We start from the raw sequence: 25,890 nt of genomic DNA, 5'->3' as shown, positions 1-25,890 counted from the left end.
ATGCTGTCTGTCGATGGAGCAGTGATTGAGCGGCTGGCCGAGGTCTGGCAGGGTTTTATCGATCAGGGAACGATTGTCGGCGGGGTACTGCTGGTGGCACAGGACGGTGAGATTCGCCATGCCTGCGCCCGAGGCTGGGCTGATCGTGAACGCCGGATACCGGTAGAACGCGCTAGCCGGTTTCGGCTGGCTTCGCTGACCAAGCTGCTGACTTCGGTCACGGCTCTGCGCCTTTGTGAGCTGGAGGTCTTGTCGCTGGATACGCCGATCAGCGACTGGCTCAAGTCGTTTCGACCCCGACTGGCCGATGGCCGAGAGCCGCCGATCACGCTGCGGCACTTGTTGTCACACTCTTGCGGCCTGAGCTACGGCTTTGAACAGCCGCCAGGCAATGCCTATGCTCAGGCTGGAATTTCCGATGGGCTGGACCTGGTGTCGCTGGACCTGCAGCAGAACCTGCAACGTCTGGCGAGCGTGCCGCTGCTGTTCGAGCCGGGAAGTGGCTGGGGCTATTCGCTGGCCACTGACGTGGTCGGAGCCATAATCGAACAGGCTAGCGGTCTTGCGCTGTCGCAAGCGCTGGACCGTTGGGTGACGGGGCCTTTGGGCATGAATGCAACCGCTTTCAGCCTCGCTGAAGGTCAGCGGCTGGTTCGTGCCTACAAGGACGGTAGCGACGGGCCTGAACCGTTGGGTGATCATGATGTGTTGGTGCTCGACAGCGGACATGCCGCTGTTTCATCGCTTCGGGCCTTTGCGCCAGGAGCATATGTCTCTGGCGGCGCGGGCCTGCTGGGTACTGCCGATGATTATCTGCGCCTGCTGGAATGCCTGCGGCTGGGCGGTGCGCCGCTGTTGACGGCGACGAGCACCGCCAGCCTGCTGGGCAATGCGATTGGCGATATTGTCATGGAGGGCAGGGGCGCTGGCTGGAAGTTCGGTCTTGGCCCGCTGATCCTGAGCGATCCGGCACAGGCCAGGCATCCGCAAGGTGCGGGCTGCTGGTCGTGGTGCGGTTTGTATGGCAGTCATTACTGGGTCGACCCCGTGGCTGGAATCAGTCTGGTCGCCCTGACCAACACTGCCGTGGCCGGTGCCTGGGGCGCGCTGGCCGACGGGCTGGTCGAGGCGATCTACGGTCACCGCCCCGGCAGAACCTGACGTGCGGTATCAGGCCCTGGCAAACTGCTTGCGGTAACTGCTGGGGCTGATGCCTACCAGATTGCGGAAATGCCGACGGAAGGACTCTTCCGAACCAAAGCCGGCTCTGTCCACCACTTCGTTGAGGCGAATCCGCGAAGATTCCAGCAATTCCTTGGCGTAGGCGATTCGCTCACCGAGCAGCCAGTCATAAGGCGTCAGCCCGGTGCTTTCCATGAAGCTGCGGTGCAGGGTGCGGGTACTCACTGCGGCGCGGGCGGCCATTTCCTTGATGGTGTGCGGGCGCTGCAAGTCGCTGCGGATCCAGTCCATCAGGTTGGAGATCGGCCCGTCGCTGGCCGCAACCAGTTGCCGTGAAGCGTACTGCGATTGGCCGCCTTCACGATGGGGCGGGATCACCATGCGCTGCGCCACCATGTTGGCGACCCGCGAACCGTGATCGTTGCGCACCAGATGCAGCATCATGTCCAGGCCTGCCGCAGACCCGGCCGCGGTGACGATATTGCCTTGATCGACATACAACTCGTTGGGCTGGATGGTCAGGCCCGGATACATGGTTGCCAGCAGGTCGGTGTAACGCCAGTGGGTGGTTACCTTGTGCCCGTCGAGCAGGCCGGCGGCGGCCAGCACAAAGGCACCGGTGCAGATCGAGCAGATACGTGCGCCGCGGGCATGGGCGGCCTGAAGCTGTTCGATAAGCCGCTGAGGAATACCGGCTTCCACGCCGCGCCAGCCGGGCACGATGATGGTGTCGGCGTTTTCCAGCAGGACATCGCCGGGAGTGGGCACGATGGTAATGCCGCCTGCGGCCGTGATCGGACCGTCGTCCACGGGGAAGGTGGCGAACTCATACCAGTTGACGCCCAGCTCGGGGCGTTTCAGGGCAAAGACTTCAACCGTGCAGCCAAACTCGAAGGTGCAGAGCTGATTGTAGATGAGGGCAACAACGAGATGATTTTTCATGGCGCGATGTTACCGGATATTGGCATTACCGACAGTAGTTGGCTGTGATGCTACTGGGTAATCTGACGGCTGTCACCAAGTACTCTGGAGCCCCTTCATGTCACTCAATATCGGTATCTACGTCTATGACGACGTCGAAGTCCTTGACTTCGCTGGGCCCTATGAAGTGTTCACGACCGCAACCCGCATGCACGCACGCAAGAGCCGCGACGATCGGCCGCTGTTCAATGTCTTCACGATTGGCCGCAGCACCGCGCCGGTACGCGCCCGGGCAGGCCTGAAAGTCGATCCGGATCACTCGATCCACGATCACCCGGCCATGGATTGCCTGATTGTCCCGGGCGGTGTGGTCAACGCCGAGCTGGAAAAGCCGGATGTCATCCACTGGATCAGCGATCAGTCGGTACCCGGTCGTGTGGTTGCGGCCGTCTGCACCGGCGCATTCATGCTGGCCAAGACCGGCAAACTGGCGGGCAAGCAGGTCACCACTCACTGGGAGGACATTGCCGATCTCAAGGAAATGTTTCCTTCCATCGACGTACTGAGCACCCTGCGCTGGGTCGACGAGGGTGCGTTCGTGACGTCGGCCGGCATTTCCGCCGGTATCGACATGAGCCTGCATCTGGTCGAGCGTTTGCACAGCCGTGAACTGGCGGAACGTACTGCCCTGCAACTAGACTTCGACTGGACCGAAAACGACTAAGCAATCCTGTCAGCGCATTTTTTCTGCTTTTAAGGCGTACCGTGCCGATATTCCCTCTGGCTTGCAGCTGTTGAGCGGTGGAGGGAGTATCACTGCTGTCGGTACGCATTCGTACTGCACCTGTGTCGAAAATGCAGCGGTCGATTTACCCTGTCTGACAACCCTTCTGCGCTGCCTGATGGCACGTAGCGGGCGTTTGTTTGCGGGGATTCTTGTATTCCCTCCACCAACCTGCTCAATTGCAGGCCCGCGCCCACTATCGCCACGTCCAGAGTGCAGGAAATATGAAAACCCACTTTTTCAAAGTCGTTCAAATCGTCGCATTGCATGGTTCGTTCTCGGAAGCTGCTGCCATTCTGGGCTGCAGTCAGTCCAATATCAGCTACGCCATCAAGGAGGTGGAAGATTTCTTCGAGAAGCGTCTGTTCATCCGTAGCCGCACAGGCTGCACCTTGACCCCGGAAGGGAAAGTCATCACCCAGACACTCGGCCACATCATGGCAACGCTTGAGCAACTAAAAAAAATGGGGTTAGCGGCAGCGTAAAGGTTCATTACTCCACCCACATTCTGGAAACCAGCCTGGATGCAGCACTGGACTTTCTGGCCCGGATGTACCCCGATATCCATTTGAGCGTTGTGCGCAGCAACGAACAGCAGCCTTCCCTGGACCCCTTGAGAAAGGAACTGGCCGATATTCTCATCCTGCCCAGCACCGTGCTGAGCGATCACTATATCGAGCACCACCACTGGAACGACTACTACGTGCTGGTCTGCAGTGCAGGCAGGCAGGCCTCCGAGCGCAGTTTCAACGAGCTCTCGCAGAGCGTTCGCTATATCGCCTGGCGTCATCCTGGTCTGGAGCGCTTGCACAATCATCTTGCCACGACCCAGTTGCGTCTCAGCCATCGCGGCGAACTCAGTTGCCTGGAAACCCTCCTGGACCTGATTGCCAAGGGGCATTGCATGTCGATCCTGCCCCGCGCATTGCTGGTCGGACGCTTCCGGGAACTGGAGCAGGTTTCACTGCCCTTGAAGGTCATGCGCCATATCAGCGTCGTGGCACGACCGACATCGTTGCTATCCAATGCCGCCAACGCCGTGCTGCAGGTCCTGAAGAAACCGTCGGTTATCCCGGTCCAGCACCTGGTCACGTAACACCGGATAAATGCAACGTTTTCCCGCGCTGGTGCTCATAACCATAGTTAATGAATTCGGGACAGTTCGCGTGCGGGCTGTTCTGAGCCACCCTAATGGACGTGGATGACTGAACGTTATGACGATACCGGACAAGCAATACCTGGACTGGCTGGTCGAACAATCGATGCTCAATGCCGCAAGGCTGCGCGCCAGGACTTATGGCGGGCAGGGCAGGTTATGGCAGCGACCCTTCGCGCATGCTCGTCCCAGGGATGCTTCGGCGATAGCCTCGGTCTGGTTCACGGCTTATCCGGCTTCGATCATCACCCGCGAAGGCTGTACGGTCCTGGAAGCTCTGGGCGATGAGGCGCTGTGGCACTCGTTATCCGAGATTGGCATCCAGGGCATCCATAACGGGCCGCTCAAGCTGTCCGGTGGCCTGCAAGGCCGCAATCGCACGCCCAGCATCGACGGCAATTTCGACCGGATCAGTTTTGGTATCGACCCTGATCTGGGTACCGAAGCCCAGTTGTTGAACCTGAGCCGTATCGCTGCCGCGCACAATGCGGTGATCATCGATGACGTGATTCCTTCACACACCGGCAAGGGCGCGGATTTCCGTCTGGCGGAACTGGCTTACGAGGATTATCCCGGCCTTTACCACATGGTCGAAATTCGTGAGGAAGACTGGCTACTGCTGCCGGAGGTCCCGAGCGGACGTGATGCCGTCAACCTGATGCCGGAAGTGGTCGATCAGCTTCGCGACAAGCATTACATCGTCGGCCAGTTGCAGCGGGTCATCTTTTTCGAGCCGGGGGTCAAGGAAACCGACTGGAGCGCTACAGACGTAGTGCAGGGCGTGGATGGCAAGGCCCGGCGCTGGGTTTACCTGCACTATTTCAAGGAGGGCCAGCCCTCGCTCAACTGGCTGGACCCCAGTTTTGCCGCGCAGCAGATGATCATCGGCGACGCACTGCATGCCATCGACGTCATGGGCGCCAGGGTTCTGCGCCTGGATGCCAACGGTTTTCTCGGTGTCGAGCGCAAGCTCGATGGTACGGCGTGGTCGGAAAGCCACCCGCTGTCGATCACCGGCAACCAGTTGCTTGGTGGCGCAATCCGCAAGGCCGGCGGTTTCAGTTTCCAGGAGCTGAACCTGACGATCGACGACATCGCGGCCATGTCCCATGGCGGGGCCGATCTGTCCTATGACTTCATTACCCGGCCGGCTTATCAGCATGCATTGCTGACCGGCAGCACCGAGTTCCTGCGCCTGATGCTGCGCCAGGTGCATGTGTTCGGCATCGATCCGGCGTCGCTGATCCATGCCCTGCAGAATCATGATGAACTGACCCTTGAACTGGTGCATTTCTGGACCCTGCATGCCCACGATACCTATCACTATCAAGGGCAGACCTTTCCCGGCAATATCCTGCGCGAGCATATCCGCGAAGAAATGTACGAGCGTCTGGCCGGCGAGCATGCGCCTTACAACCTCAAGTTCGTCACCAACGGGGTTTCCTGTACCACGGCCAGCATCATTACCGCAGCGCTGGGGATCCGTGACCTGGACAGCATCACCGCGGCCGATATCCAGCAGATCCAGCACATTCACTTGTTGCTGGTGATGTACAACGCCATGCAGCCGGGCGTGTTCGCCTTGTCCGGCTGGGATCTGGTCGGTGCGCTGCCACTGCCTGCCGAGCAGGTCCAGCACCTGATGCAGGACGGCGATACCCGCTGGATACACCGCGGTGCCTACGACCTGGCGGATCTCGATCCGGATGCCGAGTTCTCCGCAGGCAACATGCCTCGCCCAAGGACTCTGTATGGCAGCCTGATCAGCCAGTTGCAGCGCCCGGATTCGTTCGCTTCGCAACTGAAGAAAATACTCGCCGTGCGCCGCGCCTACGACATTGCCGCCAGCCGCCAGATACTGATCCCCGATGTCGAGCATCCGGGCCTGCTGGTCATGGTTCATGAACTGCCCGCCGGCAAGGGCACCCAGATCACGGCCCTGAATTTCAGCGCGCAGACCATTGTCGAGACCCTGCACCTGCCGGATATTGCGCCTGGACCTGTGGTGGACATCATCAATGAGCGGGTGGAAGGCGACCTGACGGATCAGGGCGAATTCACCATCACTCTGGATGCCTATGAAGGCCTGGCGTTGCGGGTAGTCAGTACCATTCTTTAATGACTCGGGCTGACGGCCCCGGCATTGCGTCCGCCCGACCAGCGCCTGTAATCGGCGGGTGTCATGCCGGTCAACTGGATAAAGGCGCGCCGGAATGCGGTTTCCTCGCTGTAGCCGCATTTGAGCGCGACTTGCTTGACGCTGCTGCCCGGGGTTTCCAGCAGCACACAGGCCGTTTCTATCCTGACCCGGGTGATGAACGCCTTGGGCGATTCGTTGGTCAGCTCCGTCAGCCGTCGATGCAGGGTCCGCTCGCTCATGTTCAAGGCCTTGGCCAGTCCCTGGGCGGACAATTGGGGGCTGATGTGGCGAATGATCTGCTCGGCCTGCAGCAACAGTGGATCGGCGGCATTGATGAAGCCTCGGGGCGCATAAAGCAGTTGCGGCAGCGGCATGCTGTCGGCCACTGAAATGTCGGCGGCCAGCCTGGCGACCTCGGCTCCGGCCTGGCGTCTGATTACATGCAGGGCCAGGTCGACCCACGACAGCGGGCCGCCAGTGGTGATGATCCCGTCCTGTTCTTCGACTGCCGTTCCCCATACCGGCAGGGCCTTCGGGAAACGTTGCCTGAAGGCATGATGCAGCCACCAGGTCGTGGTGCAGCGCCGGCCATCGAGCAGGCCTGCTTCACCCAGCACAAAGCCCCCGGCGCAGGCCGCACCCACCAGTACACCTTGTTCATGGCGCGCTTTCAGCCAGCCTGCCGCTTGCCGGACCGAGTCGCAGAGTGGCGGCAGGCCGTCCGCTCCGAGGGCCATGCCGGTGACAAGTGCGACATCGCAGTGCGGCAAGTCATGAAACGAACCATCCACCGGAATCTGGCGACCCTGAGGATCGCGCAATGGCTGGCCATCGGCACTGACGATCGTGGTGAAGAATTCAAGGCTGGCCTGAGCATAACTGTGGCGCACTGTTCCAGTCGGTGGCGAACGCAAGGCCTGATTGGTCATCCAGAACAGATCGGACAGGCCGGCGATGGCCGACAGCAGGCTGCCATCCACCGCCACGATTGCAATGTGCATGGAAATTTCTCATGAAAACTACCGGTGGCGAGTTTTGCATGAAAACTGTCTTGTTTGCCATCTGATGCCATTGGCAGAGGCGCTATAGACTTTTTCCATCAAGACCTTCAGGCATTTCGACATGAGTTTTCCTGGCCGTTCGCGGCATCCCGCTCTACTGATCAGCCGACTGGCTGCGGCGCTCGGATTGACCCTGCTGTTCACTGCCGCTCAGGCCTCGGCAGCCTCTAGCGCCCAGGCAGAGCAGGGCGTGCGCAATATCGTGCTGGTACACGGCGCGTTTGCCGATGGCTCCAGTTGGTCTCCGGTGATTGCCAGATTGCAGGCCAAAGGTTATCGCGTTACCGCAGTACAGAACCCGCTGACTTCACTGGACGACGACGTGCTCGCCACCGAAAGAGTGCTGAGTCATCAGCAAGGCGATGTGTTGCTGGTCGGCCATTCCTGGGCAGGCGCGGTAATCAGTCAGGCAGGTAACGCCGCCAATGTGAAAGGCCTGGTCTATCTCTCGGCACTGGTGCCCGACAGCGGAGAGTCGGTGGTCGACCTGCTGCACAGGCTCGATGCTCCGATGGACGACCTCATTGCTGACGCGCATGGCCTGATCTGGCTGGACGATCCGCAGGCATTCCATCAGGTCATGGCCGCCGATCTGCCGATGAAAAAGGCCCGCGAACTGGCCGCGATCCAGCAACCCATCGCGGCAGCCAGCTTTGCCGGCAAGGTCCGCCATGCGGCCTGGCACGACAAGCCCGTTTGGTACCTGCAGACGCTGGATGACCAGGCTCTGAAGCCGAGCGTGCAAGCGACCATTGCCCGACAGATCGGCGCCAGGGTCAGTGCGATTCACTCCAGTCATATGTCTTTGCTGTCGCACCCCGAACAGGTGTCCAGGCTGATCGAGCAGGCAGCACATGAAGCAGGGCAATGACTCAGCGGCGCGCCCCGAAACATTCGTAACCCCGTAAACGTGAGGCTGAAATGAACATCCTGCATATCGACTCCAGCATTATGGGCAGTGGTTCTGTAACCCGGGATCTGTCTGCCGCCACTGTTGCCCATCTCCAGGCTTCGTATCCTGCCGCTCAAGTGCAGTACCGCGATCTGGTCGCCAATGAAATCAGTCACCTGAGCGGCCCCATTGCAGCCGGATTTCGTCCGGGCGCAACCACTGAGTTCAGTGACACCGTCCGCCAGGAGCACCAGCTATCCGAAACGCTGGTGCGCGAGTTTCTGGCCAGCGATGTGCTGGTGATCGGCGCGCCGATGTACAACTTTTCCGTAGCCAGCCAGTTGAAAGCCTGGCTGGACCGGATCGCGCAGATCGGCCGCACCTTCAAATACACGGAAAACGGCCCGGTCGGGCTGACCGTCGGCAAGCGGGTGATTATCGTATCGGCCCGTGGCGGCTTTTATGCGCAGGGTCCTGCGGCGCACATGGACTTTCAGGAGCACTATCTGAAAGCGTTCTTCGGCTTCCTGGGTGTCAACGATGTGTCCTTCGTCAGGGCCGAAGGCGCTTCGCGCGGTGAGGAAGTGCGCAGCAAGGGGATCGGGCAGGCCAGGGAAGCCATTAGCGCTATCGCCGTCCGGTAAACCCTGTGCGGGAGCGGATTTATCCGCGAAGGTTGTCGCGCAACAGTGGCGTCAGCTCATCCAGCAGCACCTGAACCGAACGCAAGGCCCGGCAATCGGGGCGTGTCAGCAACCAGAGGTCCGTGCTGCAGCCTTCCAGAGGCGGGCTCAGCACTTCTACACCGGTCAGGTTGCGAGCCATGAAATCGGGGATGGCGGCCACGCCAAGCCCGGCTTCCACCAGTTGCGAGACGGCCGAGATGCTGCTGCACCGATAACGTGGCACCACCGCAGGAAATGCCTGCCTGCGCCAGATCACCGAGGTATGGTCCGGCATGGAATCATCTGGGCTGATCCACGCAACCGAGGCCGGCATCTGCTCCAGCGGCTGGCGATAATCGGGGTGTCCGCACATCACATAGTGGGCGCTGCCCAGTTGCCGGCCTATCAGATGTTCGGGCGGGGTGTTGGTCAGGCGCAGGGCGATATCTGCATCGCGGCGACTGAGGTTGGCGAAAGTGTTGGACGTCGCCAGCTCAAGGGTCAGGGCCGGGTAGGCGGGCATGAAACGGGCGAGGGCAGGCAACAGCAGGTTATGCAACACCGCGTCGGTGCAGGTCAGGCGCACCGTGCCGCTGACCACATGCTCGCCTTGTTGCAGGGCCACGCGCGCAGCATTCAGTGCCTGTTCAGCGTACTCGGCCTGCTCGGCCATGGCCTGGGCCGTGTCGGTGGGAATGTAGCCGCGGCGGTTTTTCTCGAACAATGCCGCTCCCAGTGCGGCTTCGAGTCGCCGGATGGAACGGAATACCGTGGAGATATCGACCTGCAGCAGCTCTGCAGCCCGTGCCAGCGTGCCTCCACGTACCAGTGCCAGCACCAGTGACAAGTCAGCGTGACTGATCTCATATTGCATTACTGCATACTTCCATTGCCAGAACGCCCATGCCCATTGCAGTGCTGACTATCTTAGACTCATTGCCATTGTGCGCGATAGCGGCTTCTTTGAGGGCCTGCGCTGCGCTTATCTCGTTAAAGGGGGCTTAACCATGTCGCGTCTTCCACTGATTGGCGTTACCGCCTGCCGCCAGCAACTGGGCAAGTATTCGTCCCATACGGCGGGTGACAAATATGTCGAGGCCGCAGGGTTTGCCGGTGTTCCGGTGATCTTGCCGGCGCTGGGCACGCCCACTGAACCAGCGCAGTTGCTGGCCCATCTCGACGGCCTGCTGTTTACCGGCTCGCCGTCGAATGTCGAGCCGCATCACTATCAAGGGCCTGCCAGTGCCGAAGGCACCCAGCATGATGTGTTCCGGGATCGCAACACCTTGCCGTTGTTGCGACAGGCGATTGCCCAGGGCGTACCGGTTTTCTGTATCTGTCGCGGCTTTCAGGAACTGAACGTGGCGCTGGGCGGCAGCCTGCATCAGCGGGTTCATGAGCTGCCGGGGTACCTGGACCACCGCGAGCCGCAAAGCGATTCACTGCAAGAGCAATACGCTGCACAGCATGAGGTACGGGTGCAGGACGGTGGTGTACTCGACTCCATCGGCCTTGCTCCGGGCTTTGCAGTCAACAGCCTGCACAGTCAGGGCATCGATCGCCTCGCGGCCGAGCTGCGCGCCGAGGCGTTGGCGCCGGACGGTCTGGTCGAGGCGGTCTCCATGCCGACAGCGCCCGGATTTGTACTGGGCGTGCAGTGGCATCCGGAATGGCAGTTCATCGACAACCCGGTATCGCTCCGTCTGTTCCAGGCATTTCGCGAAGCCTGTCAGGTTTATGCGCAACGCCGCAGCCAGCAATAGTCAGGCAATGTTCTGTACGTCGACAAACGTGATTTAATACCCGGCTTTTGTGGGGTTGTGGTGGCTGCATCATCAACCGCGCTCATTCACCGAATATTTCTCATATAAGGCGGCTATGGACACAGGAGCACGACTCAAGCTGGTGCGCGAAAGCTACAAGTTATCTCAGCGCGAACTCGCCAGACGCAGCGGTGTGACCAATGCCACGATCTCTCTGATCGAGCAGAATCGGGTAAGCCCTTCAGTCAGTTCCCTCAAGAAGCTGCTTGAGGGGATTCCCATGACCCTGGCGGACTTCTTCACCTTCGATCAGCCTCCCGGCCAGGACCAGTATGTGTTCCGCGCTGGTGACCAGCCCGATCTGGGCCGTAACGGCCTGCGCCTGCTGCTGGTCGGGGCGACCTTGCCGAGCCGCCAGATGCGCTTTCTGCGCGAACAGTACGCGCCGGGCGCCAGCTCGGGTGATGAGCCCATCGTGCATGCCGAGGGCGAGGAGTGCGGTCTGGTGATTCGCGGGACGGTCGAACTGACCATCGACGGCCAGACCAACATCCTCAACGCCGGGGATGGCTATTACTTTCCCAGCACCCTGGCGCATCGCTTCCGCAATATCGGCCAGGACGAGGCCGAGATCATCAGTGCCAACACCCCGGCCAACTTCTGAATAGTCCCCATCGCTTGCCGATGGGGAACCCGCTGCTACCTCAGCGCAGACTCCAGGAAACCCCGGCGTAGACACCCATTCCGTCGCCCGGCGTGGAGCGGGCGACATCCTGGCCGCGGTCGTCATAACCCGGCGTTACGGTGCTGGCGTAACGCTTGTTGGTCAGGTTGCGCAGGTCCAGCCAGGTCTGCCAGTCATCCTTGGGTGAGGCATAGCCCAGCGTCGCACCCAGCAGGGTATAGGCGTCCGCGTAATAAGAGTTGGCGTAGTCCACGGCAATTCTTGACGCATGCTCGGTGTTCAGCCCGACGTAAAACCCGGTGGGATGGCTGTAGCGCAGTTCGGCCTGGTAATAGTGCCTGGGAATGCCGGCCAACTGGTTGTCACCGAAACGATCGTCATCGCGATAATGAAAGTCGCTGTAGGTGTAGGCCTGACGCAAGGCCAGCTTGCCGGCCGCGCCGCCTTGCCACAGCGGGCTGTCCAGGCTGGCTTCGACACCCTGGTGGATGGTCGGGCTGGCGTTGGATTCGGCGATGATCTGGGAAGTGGTCTGGGTCGCCGCCTGGGTTTCGACGCTGAGCAATTCGTGGCGGACCTGCGAATAATACCAGGCAAGCTCCCAGCGGCCAAACCAGTCTTCACCGCGTCCACCCAGTTCCAGGGTGGTTGCGGTCTGGTTTTCCAGTTCTACACCCGCACGTTGCAGGCCGGTAGCCGCTCCGCTGCCGGCCGGGAAGAATTTGTTCGAGCCCCAGATCATCGACCAGGCATGCGGCGGCTCGACTGAGCGGCTGAGGTTGCCGTACACCTGCAATTGCGGGGTGAAGTCGTAGCGCAGGCCGAGGCGGGCGGCGTAGTCCCAGTCATGGGTGCTGACCGGATCGTTGACCTCGGGATAGGTGACTTCCGTTTCGCGGCGGGTATAGATCGCGGCGACGCCGGTGGTCAGCCACAGATCTGGGACCAGTTCCAGATCGTTGCCCAGATGCAGTGCGGTATCGGAGCCCAGGTAGCTGTAATCCCGGGTCTTGGTACCCACGGCAAAGCCTGCGGTGTTGCCTGCGGGAATCCGCACGTATTCGGAAGCTCCATTGTTCGGCAAGCCCTTGGTGGTGCGCAGGCCGATAGTGGTGATGCTCTGATGACCGGCCAACTGGTCCTGACGAATGTAGTTCAGCGTGCCGCTGACATCGGTGTAGGCGACCTTGAGGCGGTTGGTACCTTCGCGCAGGTCCATCGGATAGTCGTGATAGACCAGGCCGGCTTCCACTCTGGCATTGTCGTCCAGATAGAAGGTGGTCTTGTTGGCCAGCCAGGTGCTGCCCGGTTGCAGGCGCTTGGAGTCGCGAGCCACGTTGAGGGCGTTGGCTGCACGCGGGTCGTGGCGGATCTGGTCTTTGGTAAGCCGTCCCGGTGTATCGTTGTCGGTTTCCCGATAGCGGAAGTAAAAGCGCGTTTCGATATTCGGGTTGAAGCGATAGCCGACATTGGCGGCAATGCCTTTGCTGCCACCGGCGCTCTGATCCTGAAAGCCGTGATAGTTGGAGTCGGTCAGGCTGACGTAGTAATCCAGATCGCCCAGCACCTGGCCGGAGCTGATCTGCCGCTTGCTGTAGCCATGGCTGCCAGCTTCATAGCGCAATTGCAGCTTTGGCGCGTCATAACCGGTGCGGGTCAGGTAATTGATCGATCCGCCCAGCGCCAGGGAGCCCTGATCGAAGCCGTTGGCACCGCGGCGCACGTCCACGTGGCTCAGCCAGAGAGGTTCCTTCAGTTCATAGGGCGTACCGCCCGGACCGGTCAGCGGCAGGCCGTCGAGCATTTCAAACAGGCCGGATGCATGCGAGCCCGGCGCCCGGTTGATCCCCGAGCCGCGAATGGAAATCTTCGCGCCTTCGTTGTTGGCGGCCCTGGCGTAGATCCCTGCCTGGTATTTGAAGACATCTTCGTTGTTGGCCACGCGGCCTTGCTCGACGTCATCCAGATCCACGACATTGGTGGCGCCCGGCACCTTCTTCACTTCCTCCCGCGCCACCTCGGCGGCGCTGGCGGTATCGGCAGACACTTCAATATTTGCCAGATTGATGGTGTTTTCAGCGTTGGCGATATTGGCGCAGACGAGGGCTGCGCTGAAGCCAAGCAGCCTTGCAGCATTCAGGCGCGATAGCGGGAAAGGTGGAGTGTGTTGCAAGTGCATGAACCTTGTGCATTGAGAACGGCCGATATGCCGTCGCAGAGTAGCTATTCGATGCTGAACAAGGCATTGAGGTCACTTGCAAAGGATTGCGATTCGCGAATGAATTCTCTCCCATCCTGTAGAAGCCAATTCATTCGCGAAAAGTCAATCACGGCAACGCTACCCGCCGCAAGCGCCCACTCAGCGCAACCACTTCATTTGCCCGATTGGGCAACAGGCGTCCGCTCAGCCCCATGCCCTCACTGACGATCACGGCATTATCCAGCAGGCACAGGTTCGATGGCGTATCCAGGCCGGTCGCAAGAACCACGACTTCCCGGCTTTGCAGATTACAGCCCAGCAGTCGGCCACTGAAGCGCTCGAAACCGCCATGCAACGCTTCACCCGCCCACTCAGGGCGCAAGGGTTGCAGCAGCCGGTTACACAGCTCCAGCACCAGCACGCTACCATCCGGGCGCAGCGCCAGGCCGGTGGGCAGTTGCAGTCCGCTGATCAGCACTTCGATCCTGCCGCTGTCGGGCCAGACCCGGATCACCTGGCCGGCCTTGTCGACAAAATCGATGCCTTGTCGGGCCGGATCCGCACGTAACTCACCGGAAAAAAGGCTGATCAGCACCGCCCTGGTCGAAGGTTCGTAAACCAGCGTCACTGGCACCGCTTCCTGACCTTGAGCCAGGTCAGGCAACTGGACCAGCACCCGTTCGCCTTCCGGCTCAGTGAATTCCACCAGTTGGTTGGTATCGGGCTTGACCGCCAGCCAACTGCGCCGCGGCGGGTAATAACACAGCGAGTTGAGATTGCCCCGACTGTGAAACACCGCTTCGGGCGGTGAGCGCTGGATGTCCAGAATCTTCGAGCCCTGCACGTAATCGGTCTGGCTGAGCAGATAGCGTCCGTCGCCTTCGGCGATATCCGAGAGGCCCATGATTTCGTCACGCAACATGCGCTGCTGCATGTTCATGGAGCGAAAGCCCTGCGCGAGGATTTCCGCGGGCAGCCAGGCATCCGGCATGTGCGGATCCGGTCGCAGCAGGCTTAAGCGACCGCTGAATGGCGCGTCCGCCAGCCCCGATCCGGCTTCGCTCAGCAACAGGCTGCCATCGGGACGTGCACACAGGCCGCGTGGGTTCAACAAGCCTTCGGCAATCAGAGTGCTGCGGCACAGGCGTTCGACAGGCTGTGCGGGAATCTCGATGGAACCCGTCAGGGAAATCTCCATTGCCATGGAGTGCAGATCACTCATGGCAGCGGCTGCCAGGGCGTGCCTGTGAGATAGGCACTGAGCAATGCACGCTGACTGGGCGACATCGAACGAACCACCGGCATATACAGGGTGGTGCCTTTATAGGTGTCCGAGATGCGTCGTAGAATGGTGTCCTTCGCGGCCATGACGGCATTTGGCTGGTTGAGTGGCACGTAGCGCGACATGGCAGGGAAAGCCAGATAGTGGAAGCGCAGTACGTTGGGGTACATCTGATCCCAGGTGATGATGCTGCCCTTGGCGATGCCAAAGTCGGTCTGGGCGTATTTGCGGAAGTTGGTGAAGTACGACGAGTTGTCCACGTTATAGGTCAATACGCTGAAGCCCGCCTGGCTTTCAGTATCCGGTTTGAGGGTGACAGTGACATCGACCGAAAGCTGATTAGCCAGTATGGAAACTGATGATGGATAGCTCAGGCAATCCAGGGTGTTGCCAATGGATATTCCAATATTGGTGGTGGAAGGAACAGGTCCGCCCAGATACCTGACCTGTAACGGGATAGTCAGGCCGTTGGGGTAGTCTTCCAGATAGATATTTCTCTGATCGGCATACAGTCGATAAGCCGTCTCGGTAATATTCAACGATGTTTCTTGGCCCTTCCATGTGTCGAGCACCTTATTGGGAGCTGTAATGGAGAGCGGCTGGGTTTTTGCCTGTATCACCTGGCTGGCATCCAGAAGCAAATCCACGATGCCCCCATACAGGTAATAGTTCAGCGCAAACTCACTGTCCGCAGGCAGAGTTGCCAGCGTTGTCGGGGATGTAGTGCCGACACCGAAACTGATAGGACCGTAATCGGCATTGGGACCAATAGGGCTGGTAGTGGCAGTGCGATCAGACCTGAACGTCTCTTTGGGGATCAGGTTCACCATATCGATGCTCAAGAGTCCGTTGTCATTGAGATTCGCGAAGCCGGCATTGCTGGTGTATTGATTGACCAATTGTCGACCTGCCTGGCAGATAACAGGTTCGTCGGCAAAGGCCGGTGCAAGAGTCCCTATGACCCTGCCGATGCTTGGATTGGAGGTGAACCTCTTGGCGGCATAATCTGCATCCAGTTGTGGCGTGGTCATGGTCGGGCACATCTCGAACATGACGAAGCGCAGGACGATACCGGTTGCACCGGGTGCCTTTATGATCGCTTGCAGGATTTCACTGTTCTGGTTGTAACTGACGATACTGCTTAACGGAAAGGTCAACTGGAATGTGCCGCTGAAGTAACAGGATCCGGGCGCATCCATGCTCTCGGGTCCAAGTATCCGCTGTTTCACATCCATGCTGCTGCATACGCTATTGCACCGAATCAGCAGTTGTACATCGTCGCTGTTACCGATCTGCAAACCACCGACAAATATTTGGGTGGTGTACATTGAGGTCGGGTCCAGATCCACCATCATCGGTCCGGATGAGCCGCTCTGGCCGGTTGCCGGGTCCAGCGAGCCGAGCAGATAAACGGGTTTTCCCACAAGGTCGCCTTGCTTGCTGATAGCCCCTGGATTGCCCTGCGAACTGATCTGCGTGTCCATTTCGACGAGATGCTGGCCATAGTGATTCCAGCCGCCTTTGGTATAACCGGTGGTTGGCGGAGAGCTGGAGGGCGCGTTGATCTTTTCGTTCAATTGCTCATCGGTGTAAGGCTGTGCCTCTGGAGCAATGGTGGAGGTGGTTACGTCGAACAGATTGAACTTTGTATCGTTGTCCTCATCGAGAGTCGCCGAATTGTTCGGCACACTGACATCCGTGCTGATGCCACCCCAGAAATTCAATCGTGGTCCATTGAGAATGCTCATGATCTATTTCTCATCCTTGGCGCCTTGGGCGGCGGGCTTTGCAAATTTGAACATGTAGGAAAAATCGGCCTTGTAAGGGCTGCCTGGCGGTGTCGCCATGGAATGGCAGTTCATGCAACTGCTGTTGGCCTGGATATAACTTTCCATCGTGACATTGGCCGAGAGTGCCGGTGTCGGCTGGCCCAGCGGGTTGCCGGGGTTGTCGGGATTGAACGGCCGTTGAGTGGTGACGAGCTGGTAGTACTTCAAGGCGCTCTGCTGCAGGCCGGGAGCGAACTGGAATGCCTTGTTGAGCAGTTCGGTGGAGGCGGCAATCGGCGTTACCCGGTTCAGCGGGTTCGGGGTCTGGAAGGTGGTGCCGGCCTTGGGTACGCATACCATCGTGTCGCCTTGTGTCTGCCAGTCACAGGGCGACTGATTGAGACTGGCAGGTTGCGCGTGGGGGTTGAAGTAGGAGTAATTGATGCCGGAGGTCGGGTTGTCTATCCATTGACCTCCCGACTCCTTCTTGGGTGGCACGTTGTCGACCTGCTCGAAGGTGGACCAGATCCACTGTGGATAGCCCTGCGCCTTGGTGATGATGTGCAGGCCCACCAGCCCCAGATAGGCATCTGCAACAGCACCGGTGCGCTTGCCCTGGTCATCGAACAGATCGACCTGCGAATGAACCGTCAGGTAACGACTGGCATTGTCGGCGGGTGTGAGGATGCGCCAGCTCGACTTGATCTCGATGACCCCGTTCGGGAAGGAAATGTTGCTGGCCCTGGACACGACATTGGCGTTGTAGAAGTTGTTGGCCACGATGTAGTTGTACGAAACCTCGTTGGCCGAGATGTCGTAGTAGGTCGGGTTACCGCTCTGATCGATCAGCCAGCCGCCGACAGCCTGATCCACTGCCTGGAGTACACCGGTGTTTTTCACGGCCGCAATATTGATCAGGCCCAGATTGCGGCTGGATAGCGGCGTATTCCAGGGCCCGGGATTACTGCCGTCCGCCGGGAATATTTCACTGACGTTCTTGTAGCTTTGCCAGACGGTATAACCCGCATCGCCGGGTTGTTTGTTGCAGTCTGGAGTTCCGCGCTGACCATCCGTTACCGGCCAGTTCAGCGCGATGAACATCTGCCAACTGTAAAGATCGAAGGCATCCTGGCCGCTTTTGGCGGCTGGAGCATTACCGGGAAGCTGGCAATTGAGGCTCGTCACCGACACGTCCGGCATTGGCTGTTCAAGCGCCAGCGCAGGCAGGCTGACCAGGCCGAGCAACGTCATTCCAACACGAAATCGAGTATTCATGGCATCTGTCCTTGTCTGTCAGGGCTTGCTGGGCATCAGGTTGTTCCACTGTGCCTTCTTGCCATTGCTCAAGTTGCCGGGCGGATTGAACAACTGGCAGGGCTCGGGATTCGCCGGGCACATTTTCGCGACCTGCGCCCAGGTCGTGGCCGGGTCCGGCTTGGTCACCCGGAAATTGGTGTAGTTCTGGCTGACAATCGGGGCGTTGGCAGTGGAAACGTCGCCGGAAAAGAAGAACGACTGAGGATGCCTGAACGGTGGCTGGCCCTTCAGATCGCTGCTGGCGGTCTTGAGGAACGAATAACCGAACAGGATCGGGCCATCCGGCCCCGGCACATCGATGGAGTAGGCCTGCACGCTGGCGTTGAGGTTCTTGCTGCGCTCGGCGCTATAGGGCAGGTGCTGGATGAAGTCCTGGCGCGGCGGGTGATTCATGGGCGAGAACATGCAGCAGGCCGGCATGCCTTTGGGGCGATCCTGTTCGTAGGTCAGGAAATACGCCTTGTTGCCCAGCGAAACGAAGGTACAAGTGTAGTTGTTGTCCTTGATCGGAAAGATCGGCAGGCAGTATTTCTCGTAGTGCTCCATCATCGCGCCGTAGCCATCGCCATCGGCCGGGATGTAGGTGGTGTCGTAATAACTGGTGCCCTTGGACACGCTGTAATCGCCGGGTTTCAGGGTGCTGGGCGGACTGCTGTAAGGTGGCGGGTTGGTCTTGTAGCTATCGCCGGTCACCCGGTACATGGTCCAGTCACTGACCCAGAACGCCGGGAAGAACGGATCGCTGGGGTCGGTCGGATTGCGTTTGGCGATACAGTTGCCGTTCTTTTCATTGCAACCGGCAGTGTTGTGCACGCCCATGCTGGGATAGATGGCGCCGCCGTCCTGTGCGAGCAGCGTGTTGCTGAACAGCAGACTCGACAACATCAATAACCGGATCAAAACGCTGGATTTCATAAGACACTCCTTTGAAAGGGCGGGCGGCCGATTTGCCACCCGCTTTCCTGCCGGTTGTTAACAGTCTTGCGGGAAGTCGCTCATGCTCAGGGGCGTGGGCGGGTAATTACCCTTGACGAGGGATTGCGCCCAAAGCTCCAGAACGGCCCGGCGGCTTTGTGGCATGTCGCGGGTAATGGGCATCGCCAGGGTGCTTTCTTCCTGATATGGCTTGCTGATAAGCACAATCAACTGATCGACCGCGCCTTCTATGCGCTTCAGGGAGTTGAGCGGCATGTATTTGGCCATGATCGGATACAGGTAATAGAAGGGCTCCAGGATTCGTGGGTAGATGAACTTCTCCCAGATCAATACACGGGCATCCTGCTGTTCGCAGATACTGTTCCAGTAGCTGATGAAGTCCTGTTGCAGTTCCGGCTCCAGAGGAAGAACCCGCAGTGGGGCCAGGAAGTCGGTATAGGCCGACAGGTAGTTGAAGCTGAAAGGAACCTGGGGAGACTCTTCGCCTTCTTGCACGAAGAAACGCAGGGTTGGGAAACCCGGAGCCTGTGCGGTAAAGGTCAATTGAGCGATACCGTTGGCATCTGTCTTGATCTTCGCCACACTGTAGTTCACGGTACTGCCGTTTTTTCCTTCCAGAGTGTCTTGCTGTGGAATGGCATTGGCTAGCGATAGACAAGGCGTCAGTGCCAGCGCTGTCGGGTTGCTCAGGTAGGTCTGATAGGTGACTTCTTCCGGAGAGTCGTTCTTCGCTACGCTTGCAGCCAGGGGAGGTAAAAACTCCGTCAACTGGCGACCGCTACCATCGGCGGCCAGGCTCAATACGGGGGTTGTGTCGAGGAACTGCGGCAACACGGATGTGTTCTGCTTGTAAGTGGGTGGGTAGTTTTTGAAGAGAGTGAAATCTGCTGCATTGCTGAAAGCCAGGTAATAGCTGCTGGTGGTCACTGAAAAGGCGTTGTTGTATTCCGCTACCCATACCTCGGTATTCGCCGCCGGTTTGCCATCGTACTGAACCATGATGTTCAGCGTCTTGGTATCGCCGACATCGATGAAGCTGGCGCTTTCCACGACTTCGGCGGTCCACATCTGTTGGCTGGCAGCGGTTGACGGTGTCGAACCTTGCAACTGGAGCTCTAGCGGGCCGCTTTGCAGTTTAGTGATGGCGTCGGGTGTAAGGGCAAAGTCGAGAATGCCGGAGCGCTTGTCGAAAGCCGCTTGTTTATATTGATCGAATCCGAAGCTCGCTACAGGGCAGAATTGCCCTCCGCTTCGAACTCCCACCTGATAGTCACCTGCCTGGAATTTTTCCGGCATGGGGACTGCGGCCTTGTCGTCTACGGTATAAAACGGAAAACCGGTTCCCAGGTCCAGTGACAGAATGTTGCTTTCAGGCTGTACCTGAGCCGAAATCACACCAAGCTGGATAGTGGCTCCAGGCGGAAGAGGCGTATCGCCCGGCTTGGTCTTGTAAACGCTGATGGGGGATGCCGGAACCAGACGACGCCCGGCAGGTGCAGTCGGGAATTCATCCTCGAACCATAGCCCCAGGGTGCCAGCCGTACGGCTATAAGCCGGGTTGAAGAAGATATCGGCAACGTTATCCAGGCCTTTCTGATACATGGCCTGCATTTCTGCCAGTATTTTTGCCGGATCCTCATCGCCCGTAGGGTGTGTGATAAAGGGCGGGTAATCGTTGAAAATGCCGTTCTTGTCGTAGTAAGTCAGATAGGTCGAAAATCGGAACATCAGGCCTTTGGCATTTTGCTGTTCCATCTGCTGCTTGAGGTTTTGCAACAACACAGAGTTTCCGCTCACCCATTGCAGGTTTTCCTTGGGAAAACAGGTCTGCCAGGTGGTGGTGACATAATTCAGGCCGCCGAAGGCCCCCCAGTTGAAATTCAGAAAACGATCAAGCATGCGGTACTGGCGATCAAGGGTCAGACCACACTGGCTATCGCCTATGATCAGCTTGTCGAAGTACAGCGCTGTGAAGGTGTTCTGCCAAGGGCTTACATCAACGAAACGGGCTGGTGTCTGTGCAGTGCTGCCAAAAGGATTGCCTACCAGTTGGTAGCTCTTGTTGACCAGATCATCCTGGCTGATATAGCTGTTGTTCTGAAGTTCTCCGCCAATGACCAAGGACTGAATATCCTTGTAGCCCACGGTGCCGCAGCCATTGTCACCAAACAGGTTCCATTCGCCGGGAGTGCCGCCTGCGCCGTAATTGCCCGGTACTTCCAGGACGTAATCAGGCACTTTCGGAATCGGTGCGATGGTCCAGGGCATCAGAGTGCTGGCAGCGTTTTCAGGCGTGATGCCATACTCCTTCAGAAACGGCCAGTTCATCTGCATCTTGACCGCGTCGTATAGCGGAAACATGTCGTTGTTATTGGCCGTTGGAGGGTTCCAGAACATATGGCCGTTGAAATAGATACGAGGGAAATTCAACACGCTCATGGGGTCACTCTCCTTTAGGTGCAGGTCGTTGCCACTGGGCACGTTTCAGCGACCAGACGAAGTCCAGTTTCTGGTAGCCGGCATAGACCGAGTCCGGCAGTTCCTTGACCGGATAGACGATGCCGTCCTTTTCCGGGAGCGCAAAGTTGAAATAGTGTTTTGTCTTTGAATAGGCCGCTGTGCTGTGACAGGCCAGGCAGTCGGAATTACTCTGGAAAGCCGATTCCAGTTGCGAGTTGGCCAGCAACTGTCCGTCGTTCTGGTACTGGACGCCGATCAATTCGTACTGCGCCAGCGCCGGGTATTGGGCCTGGAAGGTGGCGTTGACCGGTTTCGCCTCCGCTGTTGGCCCGGTGATATTGGTCATGGGCTTTGCCGGAGTGTCATTCGTCACGCTGTACTTGCTGTTGTTCCTGTTTTCAAAGGTGGTCCAGACCCAGCTTGGCGACAGCTTGTTGATGACGTGCATGCCACTGAGAGCGGCATAACCCACGTTGTAGGTTTTCTCGTCGTCCGCCAGGTAATAGGCCTGAATGATGTAGTAGCCATCGTCCGTCAGTTGCTTCATGAACGCCTGATCTGCACCGATCCACAGCCAGGAGGTTTTCAGCTCCCAGGCTGTGGAGGGAAAGTTCAGGCTGCTGGTCAGGGCCGCCTGGCCGTTCGCGTTGTAGACTTTTTGCTGCACGATGTAATTGAAGGTGTCTTCACTCATCTGCAGGTGAAAACGCACCGGCTGGCCCCGTTGCGCCGCAGGCACCTGATTGCCCATTTGCAGAATCAGGCCGTCCACCTGCTGAATGCTGTCCAGGTTCTGGAAAGCGCGCTGCATGTTCAGGCCCAGTGTTTGGGCTTGTTTGCTCACATCGGCTGGCAGCGGTTCGCGCTGGGCATAAGGCAAAGGTTGAGCGCCATTGCCCAGATAGACCTGATCGCTGGGTTTGAGGGTTTCCCAGACACGATTGGGGTTGCCCTGGGCTGCGGGCTGGTTCAGGCAGGCAAACCAGTTCCAGGCCATGGTTTCAGGGCTCTGCTCGAAGGTGGTCCAGGTCGTACCGGGATTCGCTCCGAATTTGAACAGGTTGGTGCAATCGAAAGGGGCTGGGCTCTGTGCCTGAGCCAGACCGGCCACAGCACTCAGAACGCTTACACTAAGGGCTCGCCGCATGAAATCTCCTTGGCATTGGCCTGATCACGGTATGGGTGCCCCCGGAAGTACTCCAGGAGCAGTTGCTTGACGTCGGTTGCCGCAACACGGCTGGGCAACGACAGTTCGCAATTGGTAATGAGCAACGGGCCTGACTGTTCATCGCTGGGCAGGCGTCCGTGGCTGCCGCGAATCAGTCGGGTATCGAGGGGAATCAGGTCCATGTAGTAGCGAAAGCCGAGCTTTTTCTGCAGCAGGCGGCGCGCCACTTTCAGTTTCGGGAAACGGATGGCCGGATCGATGAACAGCTCCAGCGGGTCGTAACCGGGCTTGCGGTGAATGTCCACGGTGCGGGCAAAGTCCGGCGCCTTGCGATCATCGAACCAGTAGTAGTAATCGAACCAGTAACCGGCTTCTGCGATGACCACCAGTTCACCGCTGCGCGGGTGATCGAGTTGCCAGGCTTGCTGTTCGGTCTTGTCCAGCACCTGTTCGATGCCCGGCTGGCGCTGCAGCAGGGCTTTGACCCTGGCGATATCCCGGGAGTGCTTGATGTAGATATGGGCGATCTGATGATCGGTGACGGCAAAGGCTGCGCTGGCACCCGGATCGAGCAGTTCCCAGGACAGCGACTGGCGCACTTGCAGCAAACCTTCCGAGCGCAGCAGCCGATTGATCGACACCGATTGATGGACTGCTTCTATGCCGTACTCCGAGAGCAGCATGACCCTGGCGCCTTGCTGTTCGGCGAACTCCAGCAGACGTCCGACTTCATGGTCGATGGCCCGCACTTCATCGGCAATCGACGGATGCTCCGGCCCCAGGCGTTGCAGGCTGTAGTCCAGATGTGGCAGGTAGACCAGTTGCAGGTTGGGCCGGTTGATGCGGAACTCGGCCATGGCGCAATCCACGATCCAGCGGCTGGAAGCGATGCCGGCAGCCGGTCCCCAGAAACCCGGAAAGGGGAACTCGCCAATCTGCTGCTCGATGACTTCGTGCAGGGATGCCGGCGAAGAGTACAGGCCGAACATCTTGCGCCCGTCAGCCGGATAGTGGGGGCGCGGGGTAATCGCGGCATCAACGTCGGCGTACATGTTGAACCACCAGAACAACTGGCTGCTGCGAAACTCCGGATGCTCGCGCTTGAGGGCATGCCAGACCTTGTCACCTTGTATCAGGTCATTGGGCTGCAGCCAGAAGCGCACTTCGGCCTGATCGCGGAAATACCAGCCATTGCCGACGATGCCATGCTTCGAGGGCGGTTGGCCGGTGAGAATGGAAGCCTGCACCGTCGAAGTCACCGCCGGAAACACCGGCTGCAGGCTGGCCATCTGCGCCTTTTCAAGCAAGGCATTGATCCGTGGCGTGGCCTCGCCAAGCAGGCCTGGCGTCAGCCCCACCACATTGATCAGCAGCACGGGTGGCAGGTCAGATCGCATCCGCATACGCCTTCTGTTGGTGGGCCTCGGCAAGCAGCAATCCTCGCTGGCGCAGTTGCGCTTCGACCCATTGCAGCTCCGCGGCAATGCCCAGCAGCAAGGCTTGCTCGGTCTGCGGGCGCAGGGCGGCAGGCAGGACGTTCCAGCTATAGGTTTCTGCTTCCAGCACCGGCCGGAAGTCGCTGTGGTCGGCCAGGAAGTCGAAAGTCTGGGACAGGGCAAGCTGGCTGCCGCTCAGTTCCGGCAGCAGCAACTGCTCGCTGAACAGCGGCACATGGAAATGAATCCGCAGTTCTTTGCTGTGCCCGGGGTTTTCAAGGGCCGCGGGCAGGTCGGCCCAGGCATGCAGTTGGCCTTGCTGATCCAGGCTTTTGACCTGATGCAGATAAGTGGCTTCGGCAAAGCCGCCCAGCGCTTCAAGCACCTGTTCGCGGTGCCTGGCGTCGTCGCTGGGCAGACGACAGATCATCGCGTTGGACAGCTGGATCTTGCCGACCGGTACGCCAGCCTTGTGCAGCCTTTCCAGGGATTCATAGCAATGCTCGAAGACCACCGCCTGATGGCAGACATCGAAACACAGCGCCAGATGTTCATGGTGCGGATCACGGGCTTGCAGCCGTTCAAAGAAGGCGATGGCCTGGGTGGTGTTTTCCAGCACGCAGTCCGGTTCCATTTCCAGGCAGATCACGATCTTCTTGCCGGTTTTCTGTTGCAGCCTGTCCAGCGCTGAGGTCAGTTGCGCCAGATACTCTTCGGCCCGTTGTTGCTTGTCGGCACTCCAGTGCGCGGCGTAACCCAGCGGCACACTGGAAATCACCCCCTGCTGGCAGTCGGCAGGCAGCGCCTCGGCCAGAATTTCCGCCAGTTGCAGGCTGTAGGCCAGGCGCTCGGGGTCGGCCCAGCTGGGCAGGTACACCTCGGCCTTGACCGCGCCCTTGTGAAACTGGCCGTACGGAAAGCCATTGAGTGAGGTCAGGCGCACCCCGCAGCGTTTCAGCAGCGCCACAAAGGCCTGGCGCGCCGGCTTGTCCTGCAGTTCCTGGGCCGCCTGGGCGCTGATCCACAGCCCGCTGTCCTGCTCGTTCAGCTTGCGCTGCTGGCGTACGCCACGAAAATGCTGTTCGATCGAAGCGCACAGCTCGCTCAGGCCGGGAGCCGGATGCACATTGCTGCAATAGCCGATCTGGGCGGCGCTCCAGCCAGTGGCGGCGCTCATTTGACCACCGGTTCCTGGCCGCGCAAGGCCGAGTTTTCCTGCCATTGCTTGCGTTGATCGATGGGCAGCGGGGTGCTCACCAGATCCTTGTCCAGTTGACCGCTCTGGGCGAAGAAGTCCACCGGATTATGGAACAGCACTTGTTCGACCTGAGCCTCGGTGAATCCGGCATCCAGCATTGCCTGACCGGTCTTGGGCACCTTGAGCGGGTCGCTGATGCCCCAGTCGGCAGCACTGTTGACCACCATTTTCTCGGTGCCATATTCCTTGAGCAGCGCCACCATGCGTTGCTCCGACATCTTGGTATTGGGATAGATCGAGTGGCCGCGCCAGCAGTCGCTGTCCAGCACCAGCGGCAGGGTCAGCTCGTTGAGGTGGTCGATGATCACCAGATTCTCGGCGATGCCGACTTCACGGATCACCGCCAGGGTGCGCTTGGTGCCACCAATCTTGTCGCGATGCGGGGTATGGACCAGCACCGGCAGGTTGAACTGTTTGGCCAGATCCAGTTGGGCGGCAAGGAAACGGTCTTCTTCGGGAGTGATGTCGTCGTAGCCGATCTCCCCGACGGCCACTACGCCGTCCTTGACCAAGTAGCGGGGCAGAATATCCAGCACTTCGAGGGCAATCGACAGGTTATTGGCTTCCTTGGGGTTGAGGCCGATGGTGCAGAAGTGATGAATGCCGAACATGCTGGCGCGAAAGCGTTCCCAGCCGAGCAGGGTGTCGAAGTAATCGACAAAGCTGCCGACGCTGGTACGCGCCTGGCCCTGCCAGAACGCCGGCTCAATGACCCCGGTGATCCCGGCGGCGGCCATGTTCTGATAGTCGTCGGTGGTACGGCTGACCATGTGGATGTGCGGATCGAAGTACTTGAGCATGAAGCATCCTCGCAG

22 protein-coding genes are annotated in these 25,890 nt (G+C 59.3%); 9 read left to right on the top strand and 13 right to left on the bottom strand.

Annotated elements, in window-relative coordinates; translation table 11 throughout:
• A complete protein-coding gene (locus ALQ04_RS08440; RefSeq protein WP_122315301.1) occupies window positions 1-1,161 on the top strand; it encodes a serine hydrolase in 1,161 nt (386 codons plus the stop codon).
• 9 nt (window positions 1,162-1,170) lie between these two features.
• Here the strand turns inward: ALQ04_RS08440 and ftrA are convergent, their stop codons facing one another.
• The gene (gene ftrA, locus ALQ04_RS08435) at window positions 1,171-2,124 is read right to left on the bottom strand and encodes a transcriptional regulator FtrA (RefSeq protein WP_122315300.1); all 954 of its coding nucleotides are present in this window, start codon (window positions 2,122-2,124) and stop codon (window positions 1,171-1,173) included.
• A gap of 97 nt (window positions 2,125-2,221) precedes the next feature.
• Here ftrA and ALQ04_RS08430 point away from each other — a divergent pair, with 97 nt between their 5' ends.
• The 4 genes from ALQ04_RS08430 (at window position 2,222) to treS (ending at window position 6,162) form a co-directional block, all read left to right on the top strand.
• Window positions 2,222-2,827 carry a DJ-1/PfpI family protein gene (locus ALQ04_RS08430; RefSeq protein WP_122315299.1) on the top strand — a complete coding sequence of 202 codons (606 nt, stop codon included), beginning with the start codon at window positions 2,222-2,224 and terminating at the stop codon, window positions 2,825-2,827.
• Window positions 2,828-3,111: 284 nt separating this feature from the next.
• Window positions 3,112-3,372 (top strand): LysR family transcriptional regulator, encoded by a 261-nt coding sequence (locus tag ALQ04_RS08425; protein WP_122315298.1) that lies wholly within the window; start codon window positions 3,112-3,114, stop codon window positions 3,370-3,372.
• A 35-nt stretch (window positions 3,373-3,407) separates the two neighbouring features.
• Window positions 3,408-3,983 carry a substrate-binding domain-containing protein gene (locus ALQ04_RS08420; protein ID WP_259644975.1) on the top strand — a complete coding sequence of 192 codons (576 nt, stop codon included), beginning with the start codon at window positions 3,408-3,410 and terminating at the stop codon, window positions 3,981-3,983.
• Between the two features lie 118 nt (window positions 3,984-4,101).
• Window positions 4,102-6,162, top strand: coding sequence for a maltose alpha-D-glucosyltransferase (gene treS / locus ALQ04_RS08415; protein WP_122315296.1), 2,061 nt, complete (start codon window positions 4,102-4,104; stop codon window positions 6,160-6,162).
• On the opposite strand, the gene ALQ04_RS08410 is transcribed toward treS, so the two are convergent.
• On the bottom strand, window positions 6,159-7,184 hold the full coding sequence (locus tag ALQ04_RS08410) for a GlxA family transcriptional regulator (RefSeq protein WP_122315295.1): 1,026 nt from the start codon (window positions 7,182-7,184) through the stop codon (window positions 6,159-6,161). The genes treS and ALQ04_RS08410 overlap by 4 nt on opposite strands.
• Window positions 7,185-7,305: 121 nt before the next feature.
• Here ALQ04_RS08410 and ALQ04_RS08405 point away from each other — a divergent pair, with 121 nt between their 5' ends.
• Window positions 7,306-8,115, top strand: coding sequence for an alpha/beta fold hydrolase (locus ALQ04_RS08405; protein ID WP_122315294.1), 810 nt, complete (start codon window positions 7,306-7,308; stop codon window positions 8,113-8,115).
• A gap of 50 nt (window positions 8,116-8,165) precedes the next feature.
• Window positions 8,166-8,780 carry an FMN-dependent NADH-azoreductase gene (locus ALQ04_RS08400; RefSeq protein WP_122315293.1) on the top strand — a complete coding sequence of 205 codons (615 nt, stop codon included), beginning with the start codon at window positions 8,166-8,168 and terminating at the stop codon, window positions 8,778-8,780.
• Between the two features lie 19 nt (window positions 8,781-8,799).
• Here ALQ04_RS08400 and ALQ04_RS08395 read toward each other — a convergent pair whose 3' ends face one another.
• A complete protein-coding gene (locus tag ALQ04_RS08395; protein WP_122315292.1) occupies window positions 8,800-9,675 on the bottom strand; it encodes a LysR family transcriptional regulator in 876 nt (291 codons plus the stop codon).
• Window positions 9,676-9,808: 133 nt separating this feature from the next.
• On the opposite strand from ALQ04_RS08395, the gene ALQ04_RS08390 reads away from it, so the two are divergent.
• Window positions 9,809-10,564, top strand: coding sequence for a gamma-glutamyl-gamma-aminobutyrate hydrolase family protein (locus ALQ04_RS08390; protein ID WP_122315291.1), 756 nt, complete (start codon window positions 9,809-9,811; stop codon window positions 10,562-10,564).
• Window positions 10,565-10,679: 115 nt separating this feature from the next.
• Complete coding sequence (locus tag ALQ04_RS08385) at window positions 10,680-11,228, top strand: cupin domain-containing protein (RefSeq protein ID WP_122315290.1); 549 nt, start codon at window positions 10,680-10,682, stop codon at window positions 11,226-11,228.
• A gap of 40 nt (window positions 11,229-11,268) precedes the next feature.
• On the opposite strand, the gene ALQ04_RS08380 is transcribed toward ALQ04_RS08385, so the two are convergent.
• The 10 genes from ALQ04_RS08380 to ALQ04_RS08335 all read right to left on the bottom strand — a co-directional run bounded on the left by ALQ04_RS08380 (window position 11,269) and on the right by ALQ04_RS08335 (window position 25,875).
• Entirely contained in the window at window positions 11,269-13,428 is a 2,160-nt protein-coding gene (locus ALQ04_RS08380; protein WP_122315289.1) for a TonB-dependent receptor domain-containing protein, read from the bottom strand.
• Between the two features lie 148 nt (window positions 13,429-13,576).
• A complete protein-coding gene (locus ALQ04_RS08375) occupies window positions 13,577-14,671 on the bottom strand; it encodes a hypothetical protein (RefSeq protein WP_409077244.1) in 1,095 nt (364 codons plus the stop codon).
• Window positions 14,668-16,479 (bottom strand): hypothetical protein, encoded by a 1,812-nt coding sequence (locus tag ALQ04_RS08370; protein WP_122315288.1) that lies wholly within the window; start codon window positions 16,477-16,479, stop codon window positions 14,668-14,670. Before ALQ04_RS08370 ends, ALQ04_RS08375 begins: the two co-directional genes overlap by 4 nt.
• A 3-nt stretch (window positions 16,480-16,482) precedes the next feature.
• Complete coding sequence (locus ALQ04_RS08365) at window positions 16,483-17,775, bottom strand: hypothetical protein (protein ID WP_122315287.1); 1,293 nt, start codon at window positions 17,773-17,775, stop codon at window positions 16,483-16,485.
• An 18-nt stretch (window positions 17,776-17,793) separates the two neighbouring features.
• The gene (locus tag ALQ04_RS08360) at window positions 17,794-18,732 is read right to left on the bottom strand and encodes a hypothetical protein (RefSeq protein WP_122315286.1); all 939 of its coding nucleotides are present in this window, start codon (window positions 18,730-18,732) and stop codon (window positions 17,794-17,796) included.
• Between the two features lie 57 nt (window positions 18,733-18,789).
• Window positions 18,790-21,192 (bottom strand): hypothetical protein, encoded by a 2,403-nt coding sequence (locus ALQ04_RS08355; RefSeq protein ID WP_122315285.1) that lies wholly within the window; start codon window positions 21,190-21,192, stop codon window positions 18,790-18,792.
• Window positions 21,193-21,196: 4 nt separating this feature from the next.
• On the bottom strand, window positions 21,197-22,360 hold the full coding sequence (locus ALQ04_RS08350; RefSeq protein ID WP_122315439.1) for a hypothetical protein: 1,164 nt from the start codon (window positions 22,358-22,360) through the stop codon (window positions 21,197-21,199).
• Window positions 22,339-23,778, bottom strand: coding sequence for an alkaline phosphatase family protein (locus ALQ04_RS08345; RefSeq protein ID WP_122315284.1), 1,440 nt, complete (start codon window positions 23,776-23,778; stop codon window positions 22,339-22,341). The genes ALQ04_RS08350 and ALQ04_RS08345 overlap by 22 nt, the downstream gene beginning before the upstream one ends.
• Window positions 23,768-24,994 (bottom strand): metabolite traffic protein EboE, encoded by a 1,227-nt coding sequence (gene eboE / locus ALQ04_RS08340; protein WP_122315283.1) that lies wholly within the window; start codon window positions 24,992-24,994, stop codon window positions 23,768-23,770. Before eboE ends, ALQ04_RS08345 begins: the two co-directional genes overlap by 11 nt.
• Window positions 24,991-25,875, bottom strand: a complete 885-nt coding sequence (locus ALQ04_RS08335; protein WP_122315282.1) for a TatD family hydrolase — start codon at window positions 25,873-25,875, stop codon at window positions 24,991-24,993. The genes eboE and ALQ04_RS08335 overlap by 4 nt, the downstream gene beginning before the upstream one ends.
• Between the last annotated feature and the right edge of the window lie 15 nt (window positions 25,876-25,890).

Origin of the sequence: Pseudomonas cichorii, assembly GCF_003700275.1 — a bacterium.
Classification (GTDB): Bacteria; Pseudomonadota; Gammaproteobacteria; order Pseudomonadales; family Pseudomonadaceae; genus Aquipseudomonas; species Aquipseudomonas cichorii_B.
This window is presented reverse-complemented; position numbering and strand designations above follow the sequence as displayed.